The organism is uncultured Aquimarina sp. (genome assembly GCF_947492405.1).
Classification (GTDB): domain Bacteria; phylum Bacteroidota; class Bacteroidia; order Flavobacteriales; family Flavobacteriaceae; genus Aquimarina.
Map to the genome: position 1 here is coordinate 18,144 of NZ_CANLMP010000009.1, position 18,587 is coordinate 36,730.

Consider the following 18,587-nt stretch of genomic DNA (forward strand, 5'->3'; position numbering starts at 1 on the left):
TCTTGATCTTAATCCTTGTTTATACTATTAATAGCGACATTATAATTATTTCTAAGTAGGCCATTATTAGGATTGATTTCTAATCCTTTTTTTCCAACTTCAATTGCCTTACCCCATTGTTTTAAAGAGTTATATGCAGCACATATGTTATTGTAAAGATTATCTGAATTCGGATATTTTGTAACTCCTTCTTGAGCAATAGTAATACATTTGTCAAACAACCCATAATTATAATACAACAAGCTTAAATTAAGGTAATTGCTTTCGGTGGGTTCAGTAGCAACTGACCGGATTAATTCATCTGTACTGGTTTTACCGGTTAGAGCAGCATTAAGGTTGTTTTTAGCTAATTCAAAATCAGGACTTAATTGTAAAGCTTTATTACAAGCCTCTATGGCTTTGTCAAAATTTCCCAAAAGGTTTTGAGAAATGCAAATGTTATTATAAGCAATGGTAGAATTTGGATCAAGCGCCAATGCTTTTTCTGAAGCTTTTATGCATTTGTTGTATTGTTGTTGATTATAATATTTTAAACCTAAATTAATATATTTTTCTGCTGTAGGATTATTTGCTACTTCTCTTTCTTCCATATCCAACTTGCCGATTTTTTGAATACTGGCCAGAAGAAATAATTGTGCTTTTTTATTATTCTTCTCAATTTGAAGGGTGCTGTACGCTAATTCATGCAGGAGACCCCATTCTTCTAAATCAAGATAATTTTCCATAAGCAATTGTCTTGTTTCCATATGATAAGGAGAAAGTTCTACAGATTTTGATAGTTTTTCAATAGCTTCTTTAGTTCTCTTATTCTGTGATAAGAAACGACCATAATAAAACCAAGGATTGTAGTAGTTGGGTCCATATTCAATTGCTTTTTTGAAATATTTTTCTGCTTCTACTTTTCGTCCTTGTGTGTTATTAAGAATTCCTAAATTAATATGTAGCGTATGATAGTTAGGAGTGAATTTAAGAGCTTCTTTAAAATGCTTTTCTGCCGAAACATATTCTCCTTTTGCCATTTGAGTAAGACCATAGTTCATAAGACCTCTTCCATTTTTTGGGCTTTTTATGGAGACATCTTTCCATAAACTTTCTTCATCATGCCATACTTGATTTCTTTGATAAGTCCCAAAACTATACAATCCTAATAACACGATCATGCTAGAGATCAGGAGTTTACTATTGATCTTTTGTTTCTTAACTAACCACTGATAAACCAGCCAAATAAAATAACCTACACTAATAATTAAACCGATATATGGAAAAAACATGCGATGATCATTCATCACTTCCGCTAATGGAATGAAACTAGAAGTTGGTATCAATGCTATAAAAAACCAGGCAATACCAAATGCAATTGGATAGTATTTTTTCTTCTTTGATGCTATAAAAGCTATAGTAATGAGGCTGAGTAACACAAATAAACTAAGGAAAAATTCATAAGACCAAATACTTTGTAAAGGAGACCAATCAGTATCAGCGCTTAAGTGTATAGGTAAGAAGAGACTCCCAAAATAATAAGAAATTACCCAAGGCTGTGTAATAAGGTAGTTAAAGGTGTTTGATGATCCAGTGGTGTATGTCTCAGGAGTCATTTTCAAAATGAATAGATACAAAAGGATACTGGTTGCAAATGCAGGTAAACTTTGTTTGATTACCATAAGTATTTTTGAAAATGATTTTTTAGAAAATAGATCAAAGAAGCTTAAATTATGTTCAAAAAGGAGTATATAACAAAACAGCAAAGGAGCAAACATAATTGCAATTGGCTTAGCTAAAGTTCCCAATATAAATGGAATCAAGTACAAATGGTATTTTTTTGCTAATGGCCAATATTGGTAAAAGAAAAACGTCAGAACAACAAAAAAAGTGGCTTGTAAATCAGATCTGGCGATAACATAATTTACAGTTTCCGCCATTACGGGATGTAACATATACCATAGAGATACTCCTGCAGATATATAAAAGGTATTGATATTGGTTGTAGTAAGTTCTAGAGTTTTATGCAAAAAAAAGAATAATAAAACCCCCTGAAGTATAAATAGAATAAAAGTTAAGAGATGGAAATAAAAAATGTTATAACCATTACCTAACCAATAATCAATCGCTAGACTGGTAGTTACAATAGGTCGATATGATTGATTTTGAGGTAAGGAACCAATCGTACTGCCGTCTGTAAAGAAATCCGGAATATTTTTTAAATTTCTGATGTTTGGATTTTCAGTTATAGTGTGAAAATCATCAAAATGAAAAGAATTGTCAAAATGATTAAGGTATGTAATGGTAGTAACGATAACCATTATAATTAGGAAATAAAGCGTTTTCTTTTTTGGTATTTGATTCATTGAATATTTATATTGCTACTAATGTAAATTTAAAGATTTTGTAACCAGAGGCAAATTTTACTCTCTAAAAAATAGAAAACCCCGTCAAAGTAGTTAATCTTTCTAAGGCATACATTCCTAACTCTGAGTTACCTTTTGGATTAAGAGGAGGACTCCACACGGTTACTGCGTATTGACCTGGATGTATTGCAGCAATACCTCCGCCTACACCACTTTTGCCAGGTAAACCTACTCTAAAACTAAATTCTCCAGCTTCATCATAAAAACCGCAGGTTTGCATGATAGCATTGATACGTTTTATTTTTCTAGGAGAAATGATTTTGATATCATCAGATAAAGTATTTCCAGCATTTGCATAAATCATAAAGGCAGTTGCTAATTCCTGACAAGACATCTCAATAGAACATTGATAGATATATAGGTCCAAAACAGTTTCTATATCATTTTTTATATTGCCAAAAGATTTCATGAGATTTAGTAAAGCAGCATTACGATGACTGTACTTCTTTTCAGAATCAAAAACTTTTTGATTGATATTAATAGTGTTGTCTCCTGTAATTTTGTGAATAAAATCCAAGAATTCCTGTTGAGGGTTTTTTAGTGCTGAAACCAAAACATCAGCGATAACCAATGCACCTGCATTTATAAAAGGGTTTCTTGGAATTCCATTTTCGTACTCTAATTGAATTAAAGAATTGAAAGGATCTCCTGATGGTTCTACATCTATTCTATCAAATAGTTCATCATCCAATAAAGACATTGCCAGTGTTAATGAGAACACTTTGGAAATACTTTGGATAGAAAACTGCTCGTTTTCATTACCAAAACCATAATGACCAGAGTTAATGCAATATAAATGCATTCCTAATTTATCAGGATCAATTTTAGCCAATTCCGGAATATAAGTAGCTACTTTTCCTGTAATAGGTTTGGTCGATATTTCAGATTGAATTGTATCAAGAATTTTCTGGTATTGCATACATCAATTAGTTTAATTCGGATAGAGAACTATTTGGTACAATTTCATAAGGAATTTTGTTTTGTTCAAAAATCCTAGCAGATAAATTACCTTGTAATGTAATATCTTCTTGATGAATCCTTAACCAACTTCCTTCTCTAAGTCCCACTACGGGTTGTGGATTTATCGTATGAAACTCCTTAATGCGTGTTTCTCTGGTTTCGCCTTTATGCGTAGAATTGGGATCAGGGTCCAAATAATGTGCATTTATATTAAAAGGCATAATCCCTAAAGTTTTATAGCTTGGAGGATGTACAATAGGCATGTCATTGGTAGTTTGCATAGTAAGTCCGCATATATTACTTCCCGCACTGGTTCCTAAATACGGCACACCAGAATCTATTGCTTTTTTAAGAGGCTCAATTACTTTATTTCGGTATAACTGATCCACTAAGAGAAATGTATTGCCTCCACCTGTAAAAATACCTTGTGTATTTTTAAAAGCTTCCGCAGTATCTGAAAACATATGTATACCAAGTACTTTTTTATTAATTTTCTTAAAAATATTAGTAACACTAATAGTGTATTCATCAAGAGAAATTCCTCCTGGTCGAGCATAAGGAATAAACAGTATTTCATCAGAATCAACAAAAAGCTCAAGTAAGGACTCAAATAAATATTCTAATGGACCGCTTCCGTGAATAGTAGAGGTACTAGCTATTATACAGTTTTGCATATAGTTGTTTTTTTAGTAAAGGTAGTTTAACGTTTTCTTATAAAGAAATCTTCTCAGCATATTGAAAAAATGTAGTATCTTCAGTAAAAACAAATTTAATTCAGCTTACTATGAAAATGAAACTATCCTTACTTTTTATATATTTTGCAATTAGTTTTTCATTCGCACAGATTACCTCCAGAGTCATGATTGATGGGCGTATTAGTGCACCAATAGGTGATGATGTAGAAGGGGTAGTTGTGTATAATCTTACTACTAAAAAAGGAACTATTACTGATAATAAAGGTGATTTTAGAATCAGTGCTGGAGCCAATGATAAAATAGAGATTATAGCTATGCAATATCAGAAATTCGTAGTGTTGATTGATAAAGGGGTTTTGGATAATAAAAGACTGAATATTTTCTTAAATGAATCTGTAAATCTTTTGGATGAAGTAATAGTAACACCTTATGACTTGTTAGGAAATGTATCGATTGATGTAAAAAAAATTGGAGTGGAGGATAGCGGAATTGCAGAAGTATCTAAACTGACATCCGCTAGGATTAACGATACGGATTATGATTGGACGGCAGATGAACTTTCTGAATTAGAGAACAAAGTGTTTTTAGAAGATAGGATGATTTATGGACTTAATTTTGTCAATCTTTTTAAAGTTGTTTTTCAGGATAAGAATAAAAAAGATAGTAAAAAACCAGTAGATATTGATGTTCAAGTTCGAAATATATATAATGACGAATTTTTTAAAACAAATTTAGCCTTAGAAATGGATCAGATTAATGATTTTATATTCTTTGCAGAAGAGAACGGACTTAATAAATCATATCTAGAAGAAGGAAATGAACTTAATTTGATAGAATTTTTGGTTTCGCAAAGCAAAGTGTATAAGGACCGCAAATAGTATCTGAATATTGAAATCGCAACATTTTTAGTTTCTCTTCGTCTTTTGTGATGATGTGACGAAGTCCTGGGAATCGATTTATCTAAAGAAAACTAATGATATAAAGTTTACCTTTTGATTTTAGTCATAAAATGAATACAATTTATGGCTAGAGGATTACCCATTTTATTTTTTCTTTTCACTTTAGTAAATACTTTTGGTCAATCTCAAAGATTAAAAGGTAGAATCATTGCTGATTCTTTAGAAGGTTTTGCAATTAATATTGTGAATTACACTAAGAAAATAGGAACTACAAATGATCAGAAAGGTAATTTCGAAATTCCCGCAGCCATTAATGACTCGATTATTTTTTCTTCAGTTCAATATGAGGTGATTTCTATTTTAGTTAAGGATAATGATCTGGATAATGAAGATTATCAAGTAACGCTACATCCAGTTGTTCGTAAACTGGAACAGGTAAACGTTAGTAATGTAAGCCTTTCAGGGAATATAGATAAGGATACGAAGTATATCAAAATTAAACCTTTTGTAAATAATAAAAGTTTAGGCTTACCATTCAGAGATATAAAACAACCAACACAGATAGAAAGAAGAATTTATACTGCAAAATCTGGTATAATTGATAGACCTATCAATTACTTAAATGGGACATTAAAAAAATTAAAACGGATAAAAGCTCTTCAAGATTTAGATAGATTGATTCAAAAAGGAGAGGCTTCATTTAGTATAACTTTTTTCACAAAGGATTTAAGAATACCAGAGGTTTTAATCTCCGATTTCATGTACTATTGTGCAGAGGATGAATACTTCGAAAACTTATTAGAGAATACTAAAAGATTATCATTGCTAGAGTTTTTTCAAGAAAAAGCGAAATTTTACAAAGAGTATAAGGAAATTGATTAATGAATATTCTTTTTATACAATAAGATACTTTTGGCACAATATTTTATACCAAAATAGTACATTTACAATCTTTTAAATTATATAAGTTGAAGAAATTACTATTCATTTTACCTGTGCTTCTGATTTTTATAAGTTCGTTTAACACGCTTCATAAATTTTATGTTAGCGTTACTCAAATAGAATATAATGAGGAGCAAAAGTCATTGCAAATTATTTCGAGAATTTTTATCGATGATATTGAAGAAGTACTTAAGAAACGATATGATGAAAACATAGAATTAGTTTCAGAAAAACAAGAAGCCAAAGTAGATCAATATTTGAGTACATATTTAAATCAAAAATTAGCCATTTCGGTTAATGGCAAAGAAGTGTTTTTTAGTTTTATCGGAAAAGAATATGACAATGATCTTGTATTATGTTATTTAGAAATCGAAAATGTTACTTCACTCCAAACAATATCAGTTTCTAATCAAGTTTTGATGGACTTTTTTGATGAACAACAGAATATTGTACACGTAAAAAAAAGGAAAAAGCGTAAAAGCCTTATCCTCGAAAAAGAAAAGGATAAAGGCATGTTAAAGTTTAGTGAATAAATCATTAAACTTTTAAAAAACAACTATTTTGCAATTTATTACTTAACACAATTACACTCTAATGAAAAAAATACTTTTTATCCTTTCGGTTACTTTTTTAGTTTCTGCTTCAGGATTGTATGCACAAAACCAAAATGAAAACGAAGAAACTCGTGAGTTGGGGCATACAAATCAAAACAAATTTAAGCAGATGTATGATGAGTTTGCAACTCCGAATATGTATAGAACTGCTTCTGGAGCTCCTGGATCTGCTTATTATCAGCAACAGGCAGATTATAAAATGGATATAGAGCTTGATGATAAAAACAAAAAGCTTACTGGCAAAGAAACCATCACATATACTAATAATTCTCCTGATAATTTAGAATTTCTTTGGGTGCAATTAGACCAGAATATGAGATCTAGAAAATCAAAAACTCCCTTAATCCAACCAACTGGAGTAGATGCAGCTGATCCACCAAACAGATTTGTTGGGAAATATCTAGGAGAATATTTTGATGGAGGATTTAATATTACAGCCGTTAAGGATGCTGGAGGTAAACCATTAGAATATACTATTAATGGGACGATGATGCGTGTAGAGATGCCAAAAGATTTAGCATCCGGTAGCAAATTTGTGTTCTCTATAGATTGGTGGTATAATATTAACGATCACGTTAATGGCAGAGGAAGATCAGGTTATGAAGAGTTTGAGGATGGAAATAGAGCATATGTTATTGCGCAGTTTTATCCAAGAATGGCGGTTTATAATGATGTAGAAGGATGGCAAAATCATCAATTTTGGGGTCGAGGAGAATTCGCACTTCCATTTGGAGATTTTGATGTTAATATAACAGTGCCTTCTGATCATATTTTAGATGCTACTGGTGTGTTAGTGAATAGAAAAGAAGTATTTACAAAAGAGATGATGAGTCGTTATGAAAAAGCTAAAAAATCATACGATAAACCTGTTCTTATAGTAACACAGAAAGAAGCAGAAGCAAAAGAGAAAACATTTTCCGAAAGTAAAAAAACATGGAAGCTTAGTGCAAAAAATGTAAGAGATTTTGGATTTGCAACATCCAGAAGATTCATTTGGGATATGATGGCAGTAAAAATAGGAGGAAAAGATGTTATGGCGGTTTCTATGTATCCTAAAGAAGGAAATCCTTTATGGGAAGATTGGTCGACTAAAGCTGTAGCCAGTACGTTAAAATCATACAGTCGAATGACTTTTGATTACCCTTATCACAAGGCCATCTCTGTGCATGCTAAGAATCAAGGTATGGAGTATCCGATGATTTGCTGGAATTACGGAAGACCTGATGAAAAAGGAAAATTTAGTGACCGTACTAAATTTGGAATGATGAGTGTTATTATTCATGAAGTTGGACATAACTTTTTTCCAATGATTGTAAATAGTGATGAACGCCAGTGGACTTGGATGGATGAAGGTCTTAATACTTTTGTGCAGTATGTAGCTGAACAAGATTTTGGAGAGTGGTATCCTGATGCGATCGCGCCTTTAAAAAAGTATCCATCAAGAAGAGGTCCAGCACCGAAAATTGTACCTTACATGAGTGGTGATCAAAGTTTTATTTCACCAATTATGTCACAGTCTAATAATATTCACCAGTTCGGTTCTAATGCATACTCTAAGCCAGCTACGGGATTAAATATTCTTAGAGAAACTGTAATGGGTAGAGATCTTTTTGACTATTCATTTAGAACATATTCTCAGAGATGGATGTTTAAACATCCAACGCCAGAAGACTTCTTTAGAACAATGGAAGATGCATCCGCGGTAGATTTGGATTGGTTCTGGAGAGGATGGTTTTATACAACTGATTATACCGATATCGGTGTAAAAGAGGTGAAGAAATTTGTAGTTTCTAAAGAACCAAATCAAAGAGCCAAAAGCTTTGCCGCTGCAAGAGGAGCTAAGGTCGAAGACTTTGGTCCATTAGTATTTATGGTAGAAGAAGGTAGTGAAGAATATGAAGCGATTAAGAAAAATGGTAACATTATAGATGATGCAAAAACATTAAAAGAATACTTAATAGATAATTTTTCAGTTGAAGAAAGAGAAGTGATCAAAGAACCTAAGTATTTTTATGAAGTTACTTTCGAAAAACCTGGAGGTTTAGTAATGCCTTTAATAGTAGAATATACCTACGAAGACGGGACTTCAGAAACAGTAACGTATCCTGCAGAAATTTGGAGAAAGAATGACGCAGCAGTTAAAAGAGCAATAGCTTCAGAAAAGGCAATTTCTAAAATTGTGGTGGATCCTAACCAAGAAACAGCAGACATAGATACATCAAATAATAGCTGGCCTCAGAATAAAAAACTAGGTAAGTTTGATAAATTCAAAAATAAAGTAAAAGGACAATAAGTTAAAAAATCTTTAAATTATAAGTTAAAGCCGTTCGTGTATGCGAACGGCTTTTTTCTATACATTATTGTAGTTATATTTGCAGTATTATGATAACATTACCATTATTCATAAGCGGAACAGAAATCGCCTTTATAGTATTTATATTGGTTATGGTTTTTGGTGCTGATAAAATACCTGAAATCGCTCGAGGTTTAGGTAAAGGAATGCGTATTGTTAAGGATGCTACTAATGATATTAAATCCGAAATTACCAAAAGTGCAGAAAAGCATGGAATCGATACTGATATCCCTACTTCTATTACTTCTGATATAAAAAAGGAAATTACTCAAGTAAAAAAAGATATCGAAGACGTTACAGGCCCTGTAAAACGTAATCTCTAATCTACCATATTTTAAATTTTATCATTTTCGATAAATAACCCCTCTGTTTTTACTTTTTTATCAAAAAAACCATTCTTTTTTTAAGATAATCTTGCTTTGTAGTCTTTTTCTGTAAAACCCTTATAAACATTGGTATTTGACGCTGTTTCTTTGTCTTATGCAAGCATAGTAATGGTAATTTTTTTGAGATTCTTTCAATATAATGTGATAATATTTAGATTTTATTTAATAAATTAGTTGTGAAATTAACTAAATGATAATTATTTGATGTTTTTAGGAAGTGACCACTTCAAAACGTCATTAACACACAAACTCATTAATTTATACTAAAATGAAAAAAATTATTACGCTAATTTTAGGGCTTTTCCTTGTCCTATCATGTTCTCAAGAAGATTCCACCGAAATTATTGATGAAAGCTCAGATTCTCAAAAAATTCTTTCTATTGAAGAAATAAACTCTTTTATAGAAAAACAACTTAAGCAAAATGGGGATTTAGATTGGACTACAGATGCATCAGCACATATATTATATAGTGCAGTAATGCATGGAGGTGAAGTGTTGACAATCGGTTTTGGGGAAAAGGGAGAAAGTTTTGTTGATGGAACTCAAAGATCTCCTAGACTAAACAATGTTATAGAAGGTATATATAAAACCATACAAGATGTAGAAGGAGTGACACGTTCTAATGTTCAGGTAGCAGAAGATGGTTTATTGAATGTTTTAGATGTGAAAATCACAAAATTGGAGACAATTGTAGAGTTAAAAGCAATGGATAATATTCGCTATTTAGAACCTAATGGATATGGATTTTATCTTAAGCAGGAAGCACAACAAAAATCTGCAGGATGTAGTCAAAGCGGACAATCAATCAATAGCGGTGACTACAGCGTGATCTCTCCTAATGCAAGATTACCTTGGAACTACAAAAATCATAATATTGATGATGCTTGGAGCCTTAGTACAGGAGCAGGAATTACCGTGGGTCTAATAGATACTGGATTATCTGCTAATCAAAACCTTTTAGGAAATGGGTTTAATGATGGGGATTCGAATGGTAGGTTTGTACAACGTTTTGGGACATTTATTGATTCTCCTTGGTGGTGGTCTAATAACATTGATGGACCTAATGATAGATGTGGTCACGGAACTCAGATGGCATCCGCTATAGCATCACCACGAAATAATGATTTTATGCCAGTTGGCGTTGCATACAATTCTAATTTGGTAGCTTATAGAGGAACAGAGGATGTTGTTTTAAACGATTATCATGAACGTAAAGGAGTAAGTAATGCGCTAAAAGCATTAGGAAATAGAAGTGATGTTAAAATAATTTCGATGTCTGTTGGATATCCTTGGTCAATTGGTAATGTAAAAGATGCAGTAAAATATGCATACGGAAAAGGTAAAATGATCATGGCAGCTGGTGGAACTTCAACTACTTTTACGAATTGGTATGGAGTTATATTTCCAGCAAGCATGAGTGAAACTGTTGCAGTAACGGGATTAAAAGATAATGGATATAATCGCTGTGATATTTGTCATGATGGTAATAAAATCGATTTTACTATTATTATGCAGAGAGCAAGTAATACTAGTAGAACGGTACCAGTATTAGGGTTTAATGGTGGTTCACAATCTTATGTTGGCGGATCTTCTGTAGCAACAGCCATGACAGCCGGTATTGCTGCATTAGTTTGGTCACGTAACCCTAATATGTCTAGAGCACAAGTATTGGATAAGTTAAAAAGAGCTGGGGAGTTTTATCCTAATCGTAATAGCAAGTTCGGTTATGGTAATATAGATGCATTGAAAGCGGTACAATAATAAGTGAATTAGCAATTGTAGTTACTAATACATGTAAGAAGTGGGGTCTCTCTGGGGATTCCACTTTTTTTATTCTATTTTTTTGTGTAAAACGAAGTTATATAACTCTGCTAATTGTTAGTCCATCTCTAATCGGTAATAATACCGTTTCTACACGTTTATCTTCTGCAAGTAATTTGTTATAAACCAAAAGTGCCTGGGTAGAAAGATCATCTTCTGCAAGATCTTCAATTACCTTTCCGCTCCAAAGAACATTATCGGATAAAATAATACCACCTGGATTCATCTTGTCTATTATTAATTCAAAATAAGTTGAATAATTTGGTTTATCAGCATCTATAAAGACTAAATCAAATTTTATATCCAAATTAGGTATGATTTCTGTAGCATTACCTATATGCTGATGTATTTGATCGCTATAGGAAGAAAGATCAAAATATTTTCGCTGAAAATCTTCTAATTCTTCATTGATATCGATAGTGTGTAAAACACCATCTTTTTTCATTCCTTCTGCCAGGCATAAAGCGGAGTAACCAGTATAGGTCCCTATTTCTAAAATAGTTTTTGGATTGATCAATTTAGAAAGCATACTCAAAACACGACCCTGATAAGGACCACTAAGCATACGAGGTTGTAATATCTTTTGATATGTTTCTCTGGTTAATTGTTGTAGTAATTCAGGTTCTTTTTCGGTATGATTTACTACATAAGTATCTAATGCTTCAGGTATGAAGTGCATGGCTTAACTTTTTTTACAAAGCTATTGATTATATAATATTCAATAAAAAAATATCGAGAAAATACTTTCTCGATATTTTTAAAACATTGTTTTAGTTTATCCTAAACCACTACATGTTCCTCCTTGTCCGCCACAGATGTCTGCTAGTTGACTTAAAGCATCATTTATAGATTTTGCAGGAAAGATATGTGCATGACTCTCTCCAGAACTACCTATTAAACCACAATGACAATCGAAGGATTGTCCACCGTTTATTTGTTTTTGAATGCTTTTGTTTAATACTTGTATTCCTTCAATGTTTAAAAAATTGTTTTTCATTGTATATATTTAAAAATTATTAATAGCCTTGAATACCATAATGTTAAAGGCTTTGATGTTTCTCTAACCTAGCTTTTCTAATGACCTAGAGATAGAGATACTATAAGTGCTAATTTATCAAGCTAATTGGCGAGGTGATAAAGTTCCAGAACAATGTGCTCCCGAGGAACAATATTTGTTTACATCAGCTTGAATTTCACTAATGCTAGAGTAATTGCCACTCCAGGTACCAGAAATGTCATTACATGAGCAAGTTACCGTACCACCATTAATAGTTTCTAATTGATTTTTTTTAAGAATTTCAACACCTTTAAGGTTTAAAATGTTTTGTAACATAATATTGGATTTATGAATTATTATTTCTTGATCATTTATAGACAATCAAGTTTTTGTCTACTCTTCGCGAATGAGATGTTTTTTTAGATTAGAAAGGACATAATGGGGTGCCATTAAATCTGATAAGGCAGCCTATGTATGATTTGTTATAACCATTAGAGATTAACGGAAAGTCTCCTCTAACTGCTATGTTAGTACCGATTCCTCTTACCTTACACCAAACCTGATCAAATACATATACGTCATAGCCATTACTTCCTTTAGGAGTATTTCCTACAATATATAAATGAGGTTTGCTTCCTTTTCCTTCGGCAATATCTCTAGCCTTTCCAGGGAATTTTTGCCATCTACCATTAACTCTTTTGTATATGTCACTATGCTTATTAACTAACCAGGCTTGTGCATCAGAGTTTCCGGCAGCAATTCTTTTTCCTCTACCTCCTGTCTTATTCCATCGGTTATTTTCTCTTTTATAAACATCATATTCTCCCCCTCTATCAGAATCGCCAAGAATGTAAACATCACCTCGTTCGTTTGCCCCTATATCAGTTGCTTTACCACTCATGCGAGTCCATCTGGAATTTGTTTGGGTAGAAGGATAATAGGTAGATCTGAAAATTTCATTTTTATGATTTGTAATCCAGATTACATTATTTCCATCTACAGTTATTCTTCTTGCTTGTCCACCAAGATAGATCCACCTCCCATCAGATTCATTAAATGCGTAGACACCTCTATTTCCTGCTACTTTGAATATGTTCTTTGAATTTGCGGCTACATCAATAGCATCACCAGGTAAAATGTTATATGTGATTTCATCACCACAAGAGATTTTACTAAATGCGCTTATTTCTTCAGTTTCCGGCTTTGATTGTTCTAAAGATTCGTCAAAAGATTCTATATCTTCTGAGGAGCAAGACATAAGGATAAATACAAAAAGATTTAAAAAATAAATTAATACTTTTTTCATAATAAAAAAATTAAAAGTGATTGATAATTTATGTATATCTATTTATTAATTAGCATGTTATGTTTTAACTTAATTAATAAATGTTTTAAAAAATATTCTTGATCATTTATAGACAATCAAGCTTTTGTCTACTCTTCGCGAATGAGGTTTCATAGAGTAGTTCAGGAAGAAATATTCTGTTACCCAAAAAAAAATTATTTTTTTGAATTTTTTTTATGAAGAATAAAAATGAAAAGAAAAGAAGTTAAGATCCCTACAAGTAAAAACCAGCTATTTATTGAGGAATACATGGGCTCAGGATTTCCTATAAGAACAAGAGAAGACCAGTAGTAAGGCGAAACTTCACTGAGTGAATGATTTTTAAGATAGTCGAGTTTAGCTCGTCTAAGAGCTTCAGGTTTGGATTTTCCTTCTTTTAGATAGGTGTAGAAATCAGTAATAATTTCTTGTGTAGACTGGTCATCAGCTTTCCATAATGTAGAGACCACACTATTAGCACCAGTATTAAAAAAACCACGCGCCAGACTCATGACACCTTCTCCTTTTTGTAATTTCCCAAGAGAGGTGTTACAGGCACTTAAGGTTACAAGTTCTGCATTGTTTTTAGTACTATAAATATCGTTTAGCGTAATATTCTTGGTACTTGTGGCTATCCAAGGTGTGATGGAATCATTAGCATTAGCGTGAGTAGAAAGATGAATTATTTTATAATCAGCTAAAGAGTTTAGTAAGTTTTGCTGTGAAGCTTCTTCTTTTAGTAAGATATCACTATCGAATTTTTTAGCAGCTGTATTTATTTCTGTACTACTTTTAGTAAGAGTGTTGAGGTTTTTATAATTAATAGGAGCAAAGCCTAAAAACTCTTTTTGATGTGTTCTTTTTAGATCGGTGTTTTGTTCAAGAAAAGAGATAGAATAGGCATAGCTTATAAGATAATCTTCTACTAAATATTTCTCGTTTTTCTGGATTAATATTTCAAAAGGAATACTCAGTAAGTTTTCGTCAGGAAGGATAATGATTTTACCTCTGTTATCATAAAATATGTTCTCTGGTAAAAGTTTATTGTGTAATTCTTTACTAACTTTTTGAAATGCTGTTTGATCTATTTTTGAGGTAAATGGCTTTGAAGCAAGTACATTGAATTTAGAAATATATTTTTGAATCAACGGAATATTATGTATCTCAAAAAGTGCTTGTTTATTTTTGGAAATAATTAATCCATATCCCGACTCATCATTAAGGATATAATGAATGAAAGTTGAATTCGTTTTTGAAGCTTCTTTGATAACCTTTTTATAAGGTAATATGTTTGTTTTTACCTTATATTTATAATATTTAGGAAACTTGTTTTGTAAAGAATCTAAAAAGGATTTATATTGTTCTTTAATGTCAAACAGTTGAAGTGAACGAGTTTCGTCATTGTATTTTTGTGATAATGGTTTGTTTTGAATTCTTGCGATCTTGCGCTTGAAAGAACGCTCTCTTTTAATTATGCTATCAGGAACATTAAAAAAGGTTTTAGAACGTTCTTTGGTTAGATCTTCTAATAATAATAAAGCTTTATTCTTTTCTAAATAATAATATGCCAATTCTGGGTCATTCAGTAAATAACAGATTTTTACTAAATTGATATAGATATCGGATGCCAGACCTCTCCAAAACAACTTTGACTCTTGATGCGTGCTTTCTAGTTTTATCAGATCGATTTGTTGATCGGCTTGTTTTAAATAGAATAAAGCGTCTTCTAATAATTCTTTAGAGCTTTCATCCTCATATCTTTTAATTTGGGTAATCGCAATGTTTTTCAAAAGCTCTATTCCTAGATTTTGATCACTTAGTTTAATGGTTTGTTTATCAGTAAGTTTCGTTTTTTTAAAATTAGTTTTTAATTTATCCAGAGAAAGATTTAATGATTTATAGGCTTTATCATATTCTTTTCGATCTAGGTAGGCAAGTCCTAAACTAGATAATACAGTAGCATTTAGGTTTTTATCGTTGTGCGTGTATGTAAATGCTTTTTTAAAATAAAATAAAGTAGAATCATTATCGATATTTCGATAAACATAGCCAATGTTGTTATTAATAAGACATAAGATTCTGTTGTTATTTAACTCTTTTGCAATTGACAAAGCCTTTTTGTAATAAGGTAAACTTGCACAAGGGTTAAAAAGGTTTTCATAATTATATAGATTTCCCAACCTTTGATGTATTAGATATTCATCCAATAAAGAGTAATCTATTTTATTCTTTATGGTGTCCAACTTTTTTAGGCTTTCAATTCCCTTTATAATATTTTCATCATCTAATATATTTTGATAATTATCAGATAATAATAATGTGGTATCAAATAGCTTTCGGTATTTCTGTTCTTTTCTAAATTCTTCAATTGCTTTAAGAAAGTAGGTGGTTGCTACATGAAAGTTAGCTTCGAGATTATAGTTTATTGCAATTTTTTTATAAATCTCTCCTAATTTGTTTTTATTCTCCTTTATCCTTAAGATTTTAAAATGTATATCATTAGAACTAGCATAATCTTCAATTCTTGAATAAAAATCTGCTAATAGTCCAAGATTATATGTGTAGAGTTTTTCATTTTTTGGTATAAATGTTCTAAAGAACTTAACTGCTTTTTCGGATTTTAGAGTACCTATATCAAAATGTTTGTTTTTATATAACCAAAATGAAAAAGCAGTTAAATCAATTCCATACTGTAAAGAATCTTTATCGGTTAAATGTTTTTTCAATAACTCCTCAACCGCACATATTTTATTGGTATCGGTATAATTTTCAGTATTTCTGATTTTATAATATGCTACTGATGGTTTTTGAGCAAAAGAAACTATACAACATAATACTAAAAATATGCCTATATACTTTTTAGAAAGTTTGATTTTAGACATATTTTTATTGAAGCAATTATAATTAAAATTTTATTGGTCGCTCCCAAATGGGTCTGTTGGTTCGTCTGGAGCAGGTGGAGTAGAAGGACAACCTCCTCTAGGACACCCGCTTGAAAGGACATAAGTACCATTAGTATCGCCACCTGGATTTGCTTGATTATACTCAAGAAAATCCGAGCAATCTGTATACCATATCTCTGTATTACCATTCACTGATTTAATGCCTAGAAAAAAGTTATAAGAATTCCTAATAGCCGCTTTTTGAGAAGGAGTTAATGTTGGGTCATTAAATGTATATTCAATCTCACAGCCTTCTAAAAGATACCCTTCATTTCCTGTGTTATTGTTTGAAAAATTTTTTCCATTATATTCTTCAATTAATTTTAGGTCTTCTTCAAAAATTTCTGGTTCATCATAAGAACAATTTTGAAAAAGAAATAAAACTGTCCCGATTAATAAAATGTTTGCAATTTTTTTCATCACGTAAGTTTGTTTAAAATTATTAATATTTATTTGTTTTGAAAACCTTATGATAAATAGTTTTCACACTATAGTTCAAAATAATTAGCTTTGTTACCCAGATCTAAGATTTTAGCATATAATTAATGAAGGATAATGAGTATTTTATTGAGGGAATATTGCAATCTGATGAAAAGGTCATTATGGATATTTATACCTCTTTCTTCCCAAAATGCTTAAAATTTGTCATGCATAATAAAGGACAGCGTGTAGATGCAGAAGATATTTTTCAGAAAGTATTAATGCAAATTTCGGCTAGAATTAGATGTAGAGAGTTAAAAACTATCAACTCTACTTTTGAAGCTTATATGTTTACAGCCTGTAAAAATTTATGGCGTAGAGAATTAAATAAAAGAAAACGGGTAACAAATATAGAAGTAAAGGAACTGGTAAGTGAAGAATCGGATATGGCGTACGCTTTACTTGAACAAGAAAGATGGGAATTGTTTAAAGAAAAATTAGAAAAACTATCTGATAATTGTAAACAGGTATTAATGCTGTTTCTAAAGAAAGTATCTTATGCAGATATTGTCGTTCAATTGTCATATTCTTCGGAGACAGTTGCAAGACAGCGCGTTTTTAAGTGTAAAGCTAAATTAATTAAAAGTGTAAAATCCGATGAACGATTTGAAAATTTGATGTCATAATGGATGCCAATCAAGAAAAATATCACGATCAAATCGATGCGTACCTCAGAGATGAACTTTCTACAGAGGATAGAGCGCTGTTTGAACAATTATTAGAAAAAAATCCTGAAGTATTAAAAGAATTCAAGATACATCAAGAGTTATTTGTTCATATAGATGAATCTTCTTGGATTGATGATTCGTTTACTCCTGAAATAGAAGAAGTAAAAGAAGTAGAAAACTATTTTAGGAGTATAGAAGCTAAAAAACTAAAAGATACTATTGTTAAAGCTCAAGCGAATTATCAGAAAAAAAATAACACTTCTTTTTTAAATAACAGGTTATTTCTCTCAGTACTTGCAGCAGCTTCTATTGCAATATTTGTAGTATTATATACTATGAATTCTAACAATGCTGATCAGGACCTGTATGCGGCATATAGTCAATGGCAGGATTTACCTTCTCTTACGAGTAGGAGTGATGAAAGTCAATTAGCAGAGGGACAACGATTATTCGAACAAAAGAAATATGATGAGAGTTATATGTTGTTTAAAGAATACAAAAAAGATAAAAACAAGCTTTTACCATCCGTGTTAATATATTTAGGGGTTTCCGCACTGGAACTTGATCAGTATACAGAAGCAATTTCCTATTTTGATCAAATAATAAGTTCCGATACGATTGATCAGTCCAAAGGATATTGGTATAAAGCATTAGTATATCTAAAACAAGGTAAGAAAGATGATGTAATAAAAGTTTTAGAAATTATTCTGAAAGACAGACAAAATTATAATTTTGATAAAGCACAAGCTTTATTAAAAAAAGTGCAGTAGCTATAAAATTAACTACTGCAATTTATTGTTGTTTTTTTTCTGAATTAGAAAATGCTTAGCATTCAACACATAAAAAATCCGGTCCAGGAAAAATGATTTGACCACACATACCGTGAGGGCAACCAGATCCACCACCATGAGTAGGGCATCCTCCAACAACTTCTTTTTGAGCAGTTTTACTAATTTTTTTTACACCGTCTAGTTTTTTTAATTCTTTCATTGTACTGTGAGTTTAAGATGATATTGTATACCCGAACATTTAGAGACACTCAGGATGTATGTCTGTATAATTATACCTTGTTTCGTATAACCTTGGTTGGTATGAATATA

Annotated in this window: 18 protein-coding genes; 8 read left to right on the forward strand and 10 right to left on the reverse strand. The window is 31.4% G+C overall.

What is annotated here, in order from left to right; genetic code table 11:
* Positions 1-8: 8 nt before the first annotated feature.
* The 3 genes from Q0829_RS24780 to pepE form a co-directional block, all read right to left on the reverse strand.
* A complete protein-coding gene (locus Q0829_RS24780) occupies positions 9-2,345 on the reverse strand; it encodes a tetratricopeptide repeat protein (protein WP_298548078.1) in 2,337 nt (778 codons plus the stop codon).
* A gap of 64 nt (positions 2,346-2,409) precedes the next feature.
* Positions 2,410-3,324 (reverse strand): glutaminase, encoded by a 915-nt coding sequence (locus tag Q0829_RS24785; protein ID WP_298548080.1) that lies wholly within the window; start codon positions 3,322-3,324, stop codon positions 2,410-2,412.
* Positions 3,325-3,331: 7 nt separating this feature from the next.
* The gene (gene pepE, locus Q0829_RS24790) at positions 3,332-4,039 is read right to left on the reverse strand and encodes a dipeptidase PepE (RefSeq protein WP_298548082.1); all 708 of its coding nucleotides are present in this window, start codon (positions 4,037-4,039) and stop codon (positions 3,332-3,334) included.
* Positions 4,040-4,149: 110 nt separating this feature from the next.
* On the opposite strand from pepE, the gene Q0829_RS24795 reads away from it, so the two are divergent.
* From Q0829_RS24795 to Q0829_RS24820, 6 genes are all read left to right on the forward strand, one after another.
* A complete protein-coding gene (locus Q0829_RS24795; RefSeq protein WP_298548085.1) occupies positions 4,150-4,938 on the forward strand; it encodes a carboxypeptidase-like regulatory domain-containing protein in 789 nt (262 codons plus the stop codon).
* A 144-nt stretch (positions 4,939-5,082) separates the two neighbouring features.
* A complete protein-coding gene (locus tag Q0829_RS24800; protein WP_298548087.1) occupies positions 5,083-5,841 on the forward strand; it encodes a hypothetical protein in 759 nt (252 codons plus the stop codon).
* A gap of 86 nt (positions 5,842-5,927) precedes the next feature.
* Complete coding sequence (locus Q0829_RS24805; RefSeq protein ID WP_298548089.1) at positions 5,928-6,434, forward strand: DUF6702 family protein; 507 nt, start codon at positions 5,928-5,930, stop codon at positions 6,432-6,434.
* A 61-nt stretch (positions 6,435-6,495) separates the two neighbouring features.
* On the forward strand, positions 6,496-8,808 hold the full coding sequence (locus Q0829_RS24810; protein ID WP_298548092.1) for a M1 family metallopeptidase: 2,313 nt from the start codon (positions 6,496-6,498) through the stop codon (positions 8,806-8,808).
* Between the two features lie 89 nt (positions 8,809-8,897).
* On the forward strand, positions 8,898-9,191 hold the full coding sequence (locus Q0829_RS24815) for a twin-arginine translocase TatA/TatE family subunit (RefSeq protein ID WP_298548095.1): 294 nt from the start codon (positions 8,898-8,900) through the stop codon (positions 9,189-9,191).
* A 331-nt stretch (positions 9,192-9,522) separates the two neighbouring features.
* The gene (locus tag Q0829_RS24820) at positions 9,523-11,016 is read left to right on the forward strand and encodes a S8/S53 family peptidase (protein ID WP_298548097.1); all 1,494 of its coding nucleotides are present in this window, start codon (positions 9,523-9,525) and stop codon (positions 11,014-11,016) included.
* A 97-nt stretch (positions 11,017-11,113) separates the two neighbouring features.
* Here the strand turns inward: Q0829_RS24820 and Q0829_RS24825 are convergent, their stop codons facing one another.
* The 6 genes from Q0829_RS24825 to Q0829_RS24850 form a co-directional block, all read right to left on the reverse strand.
* A complete protein-coding gene (locus tag Q0829_RS24825) occupies positions 11,114-11,755 on the reverse strand; it encodes an O-methyltransferase (RefSeq protein ID WP_298548099.1) in 642 nt (213 codons plus the stop codon).
* A 96-nt stretch (positions 11,756-11,851) separates the two neighbouring features.
* Entirely contained in the window at positions 11,852-12,073 is a 222-nt protein-coding gene (locus Q0829_RS24830) for a hypothetical protein (protein ID WP_298548102.1), read from the reverse strand.
* A gap of 117 nt (positions 12,074-12,190) precedes the next feature.
* A complete protein-coding gene (locus Q0829_RS24835) occupies positions 12,191-12,409 on the reverse strand; it encodes a hypothetical protein (RefSeq protein WP_298548104.1) in 219 nt (72 codons plus the stop codon).
* Positions 12,410-12,497: 88 nt separating this feature from the next.
* Complete coding sequence (locus Q0829_RS24840; protein ID WP_298548106.1) at positions 12,498-13,379, reverse strand: tectonin domain-containing protein; 882 nt, start codon at positions 13,377-13,379, stop codon at positions 12,498-12,500.
* Between the two features lie 194 nt (positions 13,380-13,573).
* Complete coding sequence (locus tag Q0829_RS24845) at positions 13,574-16,279, reverse strand: CHAT domain-containing protein (protein WP_298548108.1); 2,706 nt, start codon at positions 16,277-16,279, stop codon at positions 13,574-13,576.
* A 30-nt stretch (positions 16,280-16,309) separates the two neighbouring features.
* A complete protein-coding gene (locus Q0829_RS24850) occupies positions 16,310-16,759 on the reverse strand; it encodes a hypothetical protein (protein WP_298548110.1) in 450 nt (149 codons plus the stop codon).
* Positions 16,760-16,884: 125 nt separating this feature from the next.
* Between Q0829_RS24850 and Q0829_RS24855 the strand changes: the two genes are divergently transcribed.
* Both Q0829_RS24855 and Q0829_RS24860 read left to right on the forward strand, forming a co-directional pair.
* Positions 16,885-17,445 (forward strand): sigma-70 family RNA polymerase sigma factor, encoded by a 561-nt coding sequence (locus Q0829_RS24855; protein ID WP_298548112.1) that lies wholly within the window; start codon positions 16,885-16,887, stop codon positions 17,443-17,445.
* On the forward strand, positions 17,445-18,257 hold the full coding sequence (locus Q0829_RS24860) for a tetratricopeptide repeat protein (RefSeq protein WP_298548115.1): 813 nt from the start codon (positions 17,445-17,447) through the stop codon (positions 18,255-18,257). The genes Q0829_RS24855 and Q0829_RS24860 overlap by 1 nt, the downstream gene beginning before the upstream one ends.
* A gap of 55 nt (positions 18,258-18,312) precedes the next feature.
* On the opposite strand, the gene Q0829_RS24865 is transcribed toward Q0829_RS24860, so the two are convergent.
* Positions 18,313-18,477: a hypothetical protein gene (locus tag Q0829_RS24865; RefSeq protein ID WP_298548117.1), complete on the reverse strand. Its 165-nt coding sequence runs from the start codon at positions 18,475-18,477 to the stop codon at positions 18,313-18,315.
* Positions 18,478-18,587 lie beyond the last annotated feature (110 nt).

Bases quoted from the DNA above. Each gene is read 5' to 3' on its own strand.
- Q0829_RS24865 (WP_298548117.1), bottom strand. From the start codon at position 18,477: ATGAAAGAATTAAAAAAACTAGACGGTGTAAAAAAAATTAGTAAAACT.
- Q0829_RS24795 (WP_298548085.1), top strand. From the start codon at position 4,150: ATGAAAATGAAACTATCCTTACTTTTTATATATTTTGCAATTAGTTTT.
- Q0829_RS24800 (WP_298548087.1), top strand. From the start codon at position 5,083: ATGGCTAGAGGATTACCCATTTTATTTTTTCTTTTCACTTTAGTAAAT.
- Q0829_RS24810 (WP_298548092.1), top strand. From the start codon at position 6,496: ATGAAAAAAATACTTTTTATCCTTTCGGTTACTTTTTTAGTTTCTGCT.
- Q0829_RS24825 (WP_298548099.1), bottom strand. From the start codon at position 11,755: ATGCACTTCATACCTGAAGCATTAGATACTTATGTAGTAAATCATACC.
- Q0829_RS24845 (WP_298548108.1), bottom strand. From the start codon at position 16,279: ATGTCTAAAATCAAACTTTCTAAAAAGTATATAGGCATATTTTTAGTA.
- Q0829_RS24780 (WP_298548078.1), bottom strand. From the start codon at position 2,345: ATGAATCAAATACCAAAAAAGAAAACGCTTTATTTCCTAATTATAATG.
- Q0829_RS24840 (WP_298548106.1), bottom strand. From the start codon at position 13,379: ATGAAAAAAGTATTAATTTATTTTTTAAATCTTTTTGTATTTATCCTT.
- Q0829_RS24785 (WP_298548080.1), bottom strand. From the start codon at position 3,324: ATGCAATACCAGAAAATTCTTGATACAATTCAATCTGAAATATCGACC.
- Q0829_RS24835 (WP_298548104.1), bottom strand. From the start codon at position 12,409: ATGTTACAAAACATTTTAAACCTTAAAGGTGTTGAAATTCTTAAAAAA.
- Q0829_RS24855 (WP_298548112.1), top strand. From the start codon at position 16,885: ATGAAGGATAATGAGTATTTTATTGAGGGAATATTGCAATCTGATGAA.
- Q0829_RS24830 (WP_298548102.1), bottom strand. From the start codon at position 12,073: ATGAAAAACAATTTTTTAAACATTGAAGGAATACAAGTATTAAACAAA.
- Q0829_RS24815 (WP_298548095.1), top strand. From the start codon at position 8,898: ATGATAACATTACCATTATTCATAAGCGGAACAGAAATCGCCTTTATA.
- Q0829_RS24850 (WP_298548110.1), bottom strand. From the start codon at position 16,759: ATGAAAAAAATTGCAAACATTTTATTAATCGGGACAGTTTTATTTCTT.
- Q0829_RS24820 (WP_298548097.1), top strand. From the start codon at position 9,523: ATGAAAAAAATTATTACGCTAATTTTAGGGCTTTTCCTTGTCCTATCA.
- pepE (WP_298548082.1), bottom strand. From the start codon at position 4,039: ATGCAAAACTGTATAATAGCTAGTACCTCTACTATTCACGGAAGCGGT.
- Q0829_RS24860 (WP_298548115.1), top strand. From the start codon at position 17,445: ATGGATGCCAATCAAGAAAAATATCACGATCAAATCGATGCGTACCTC.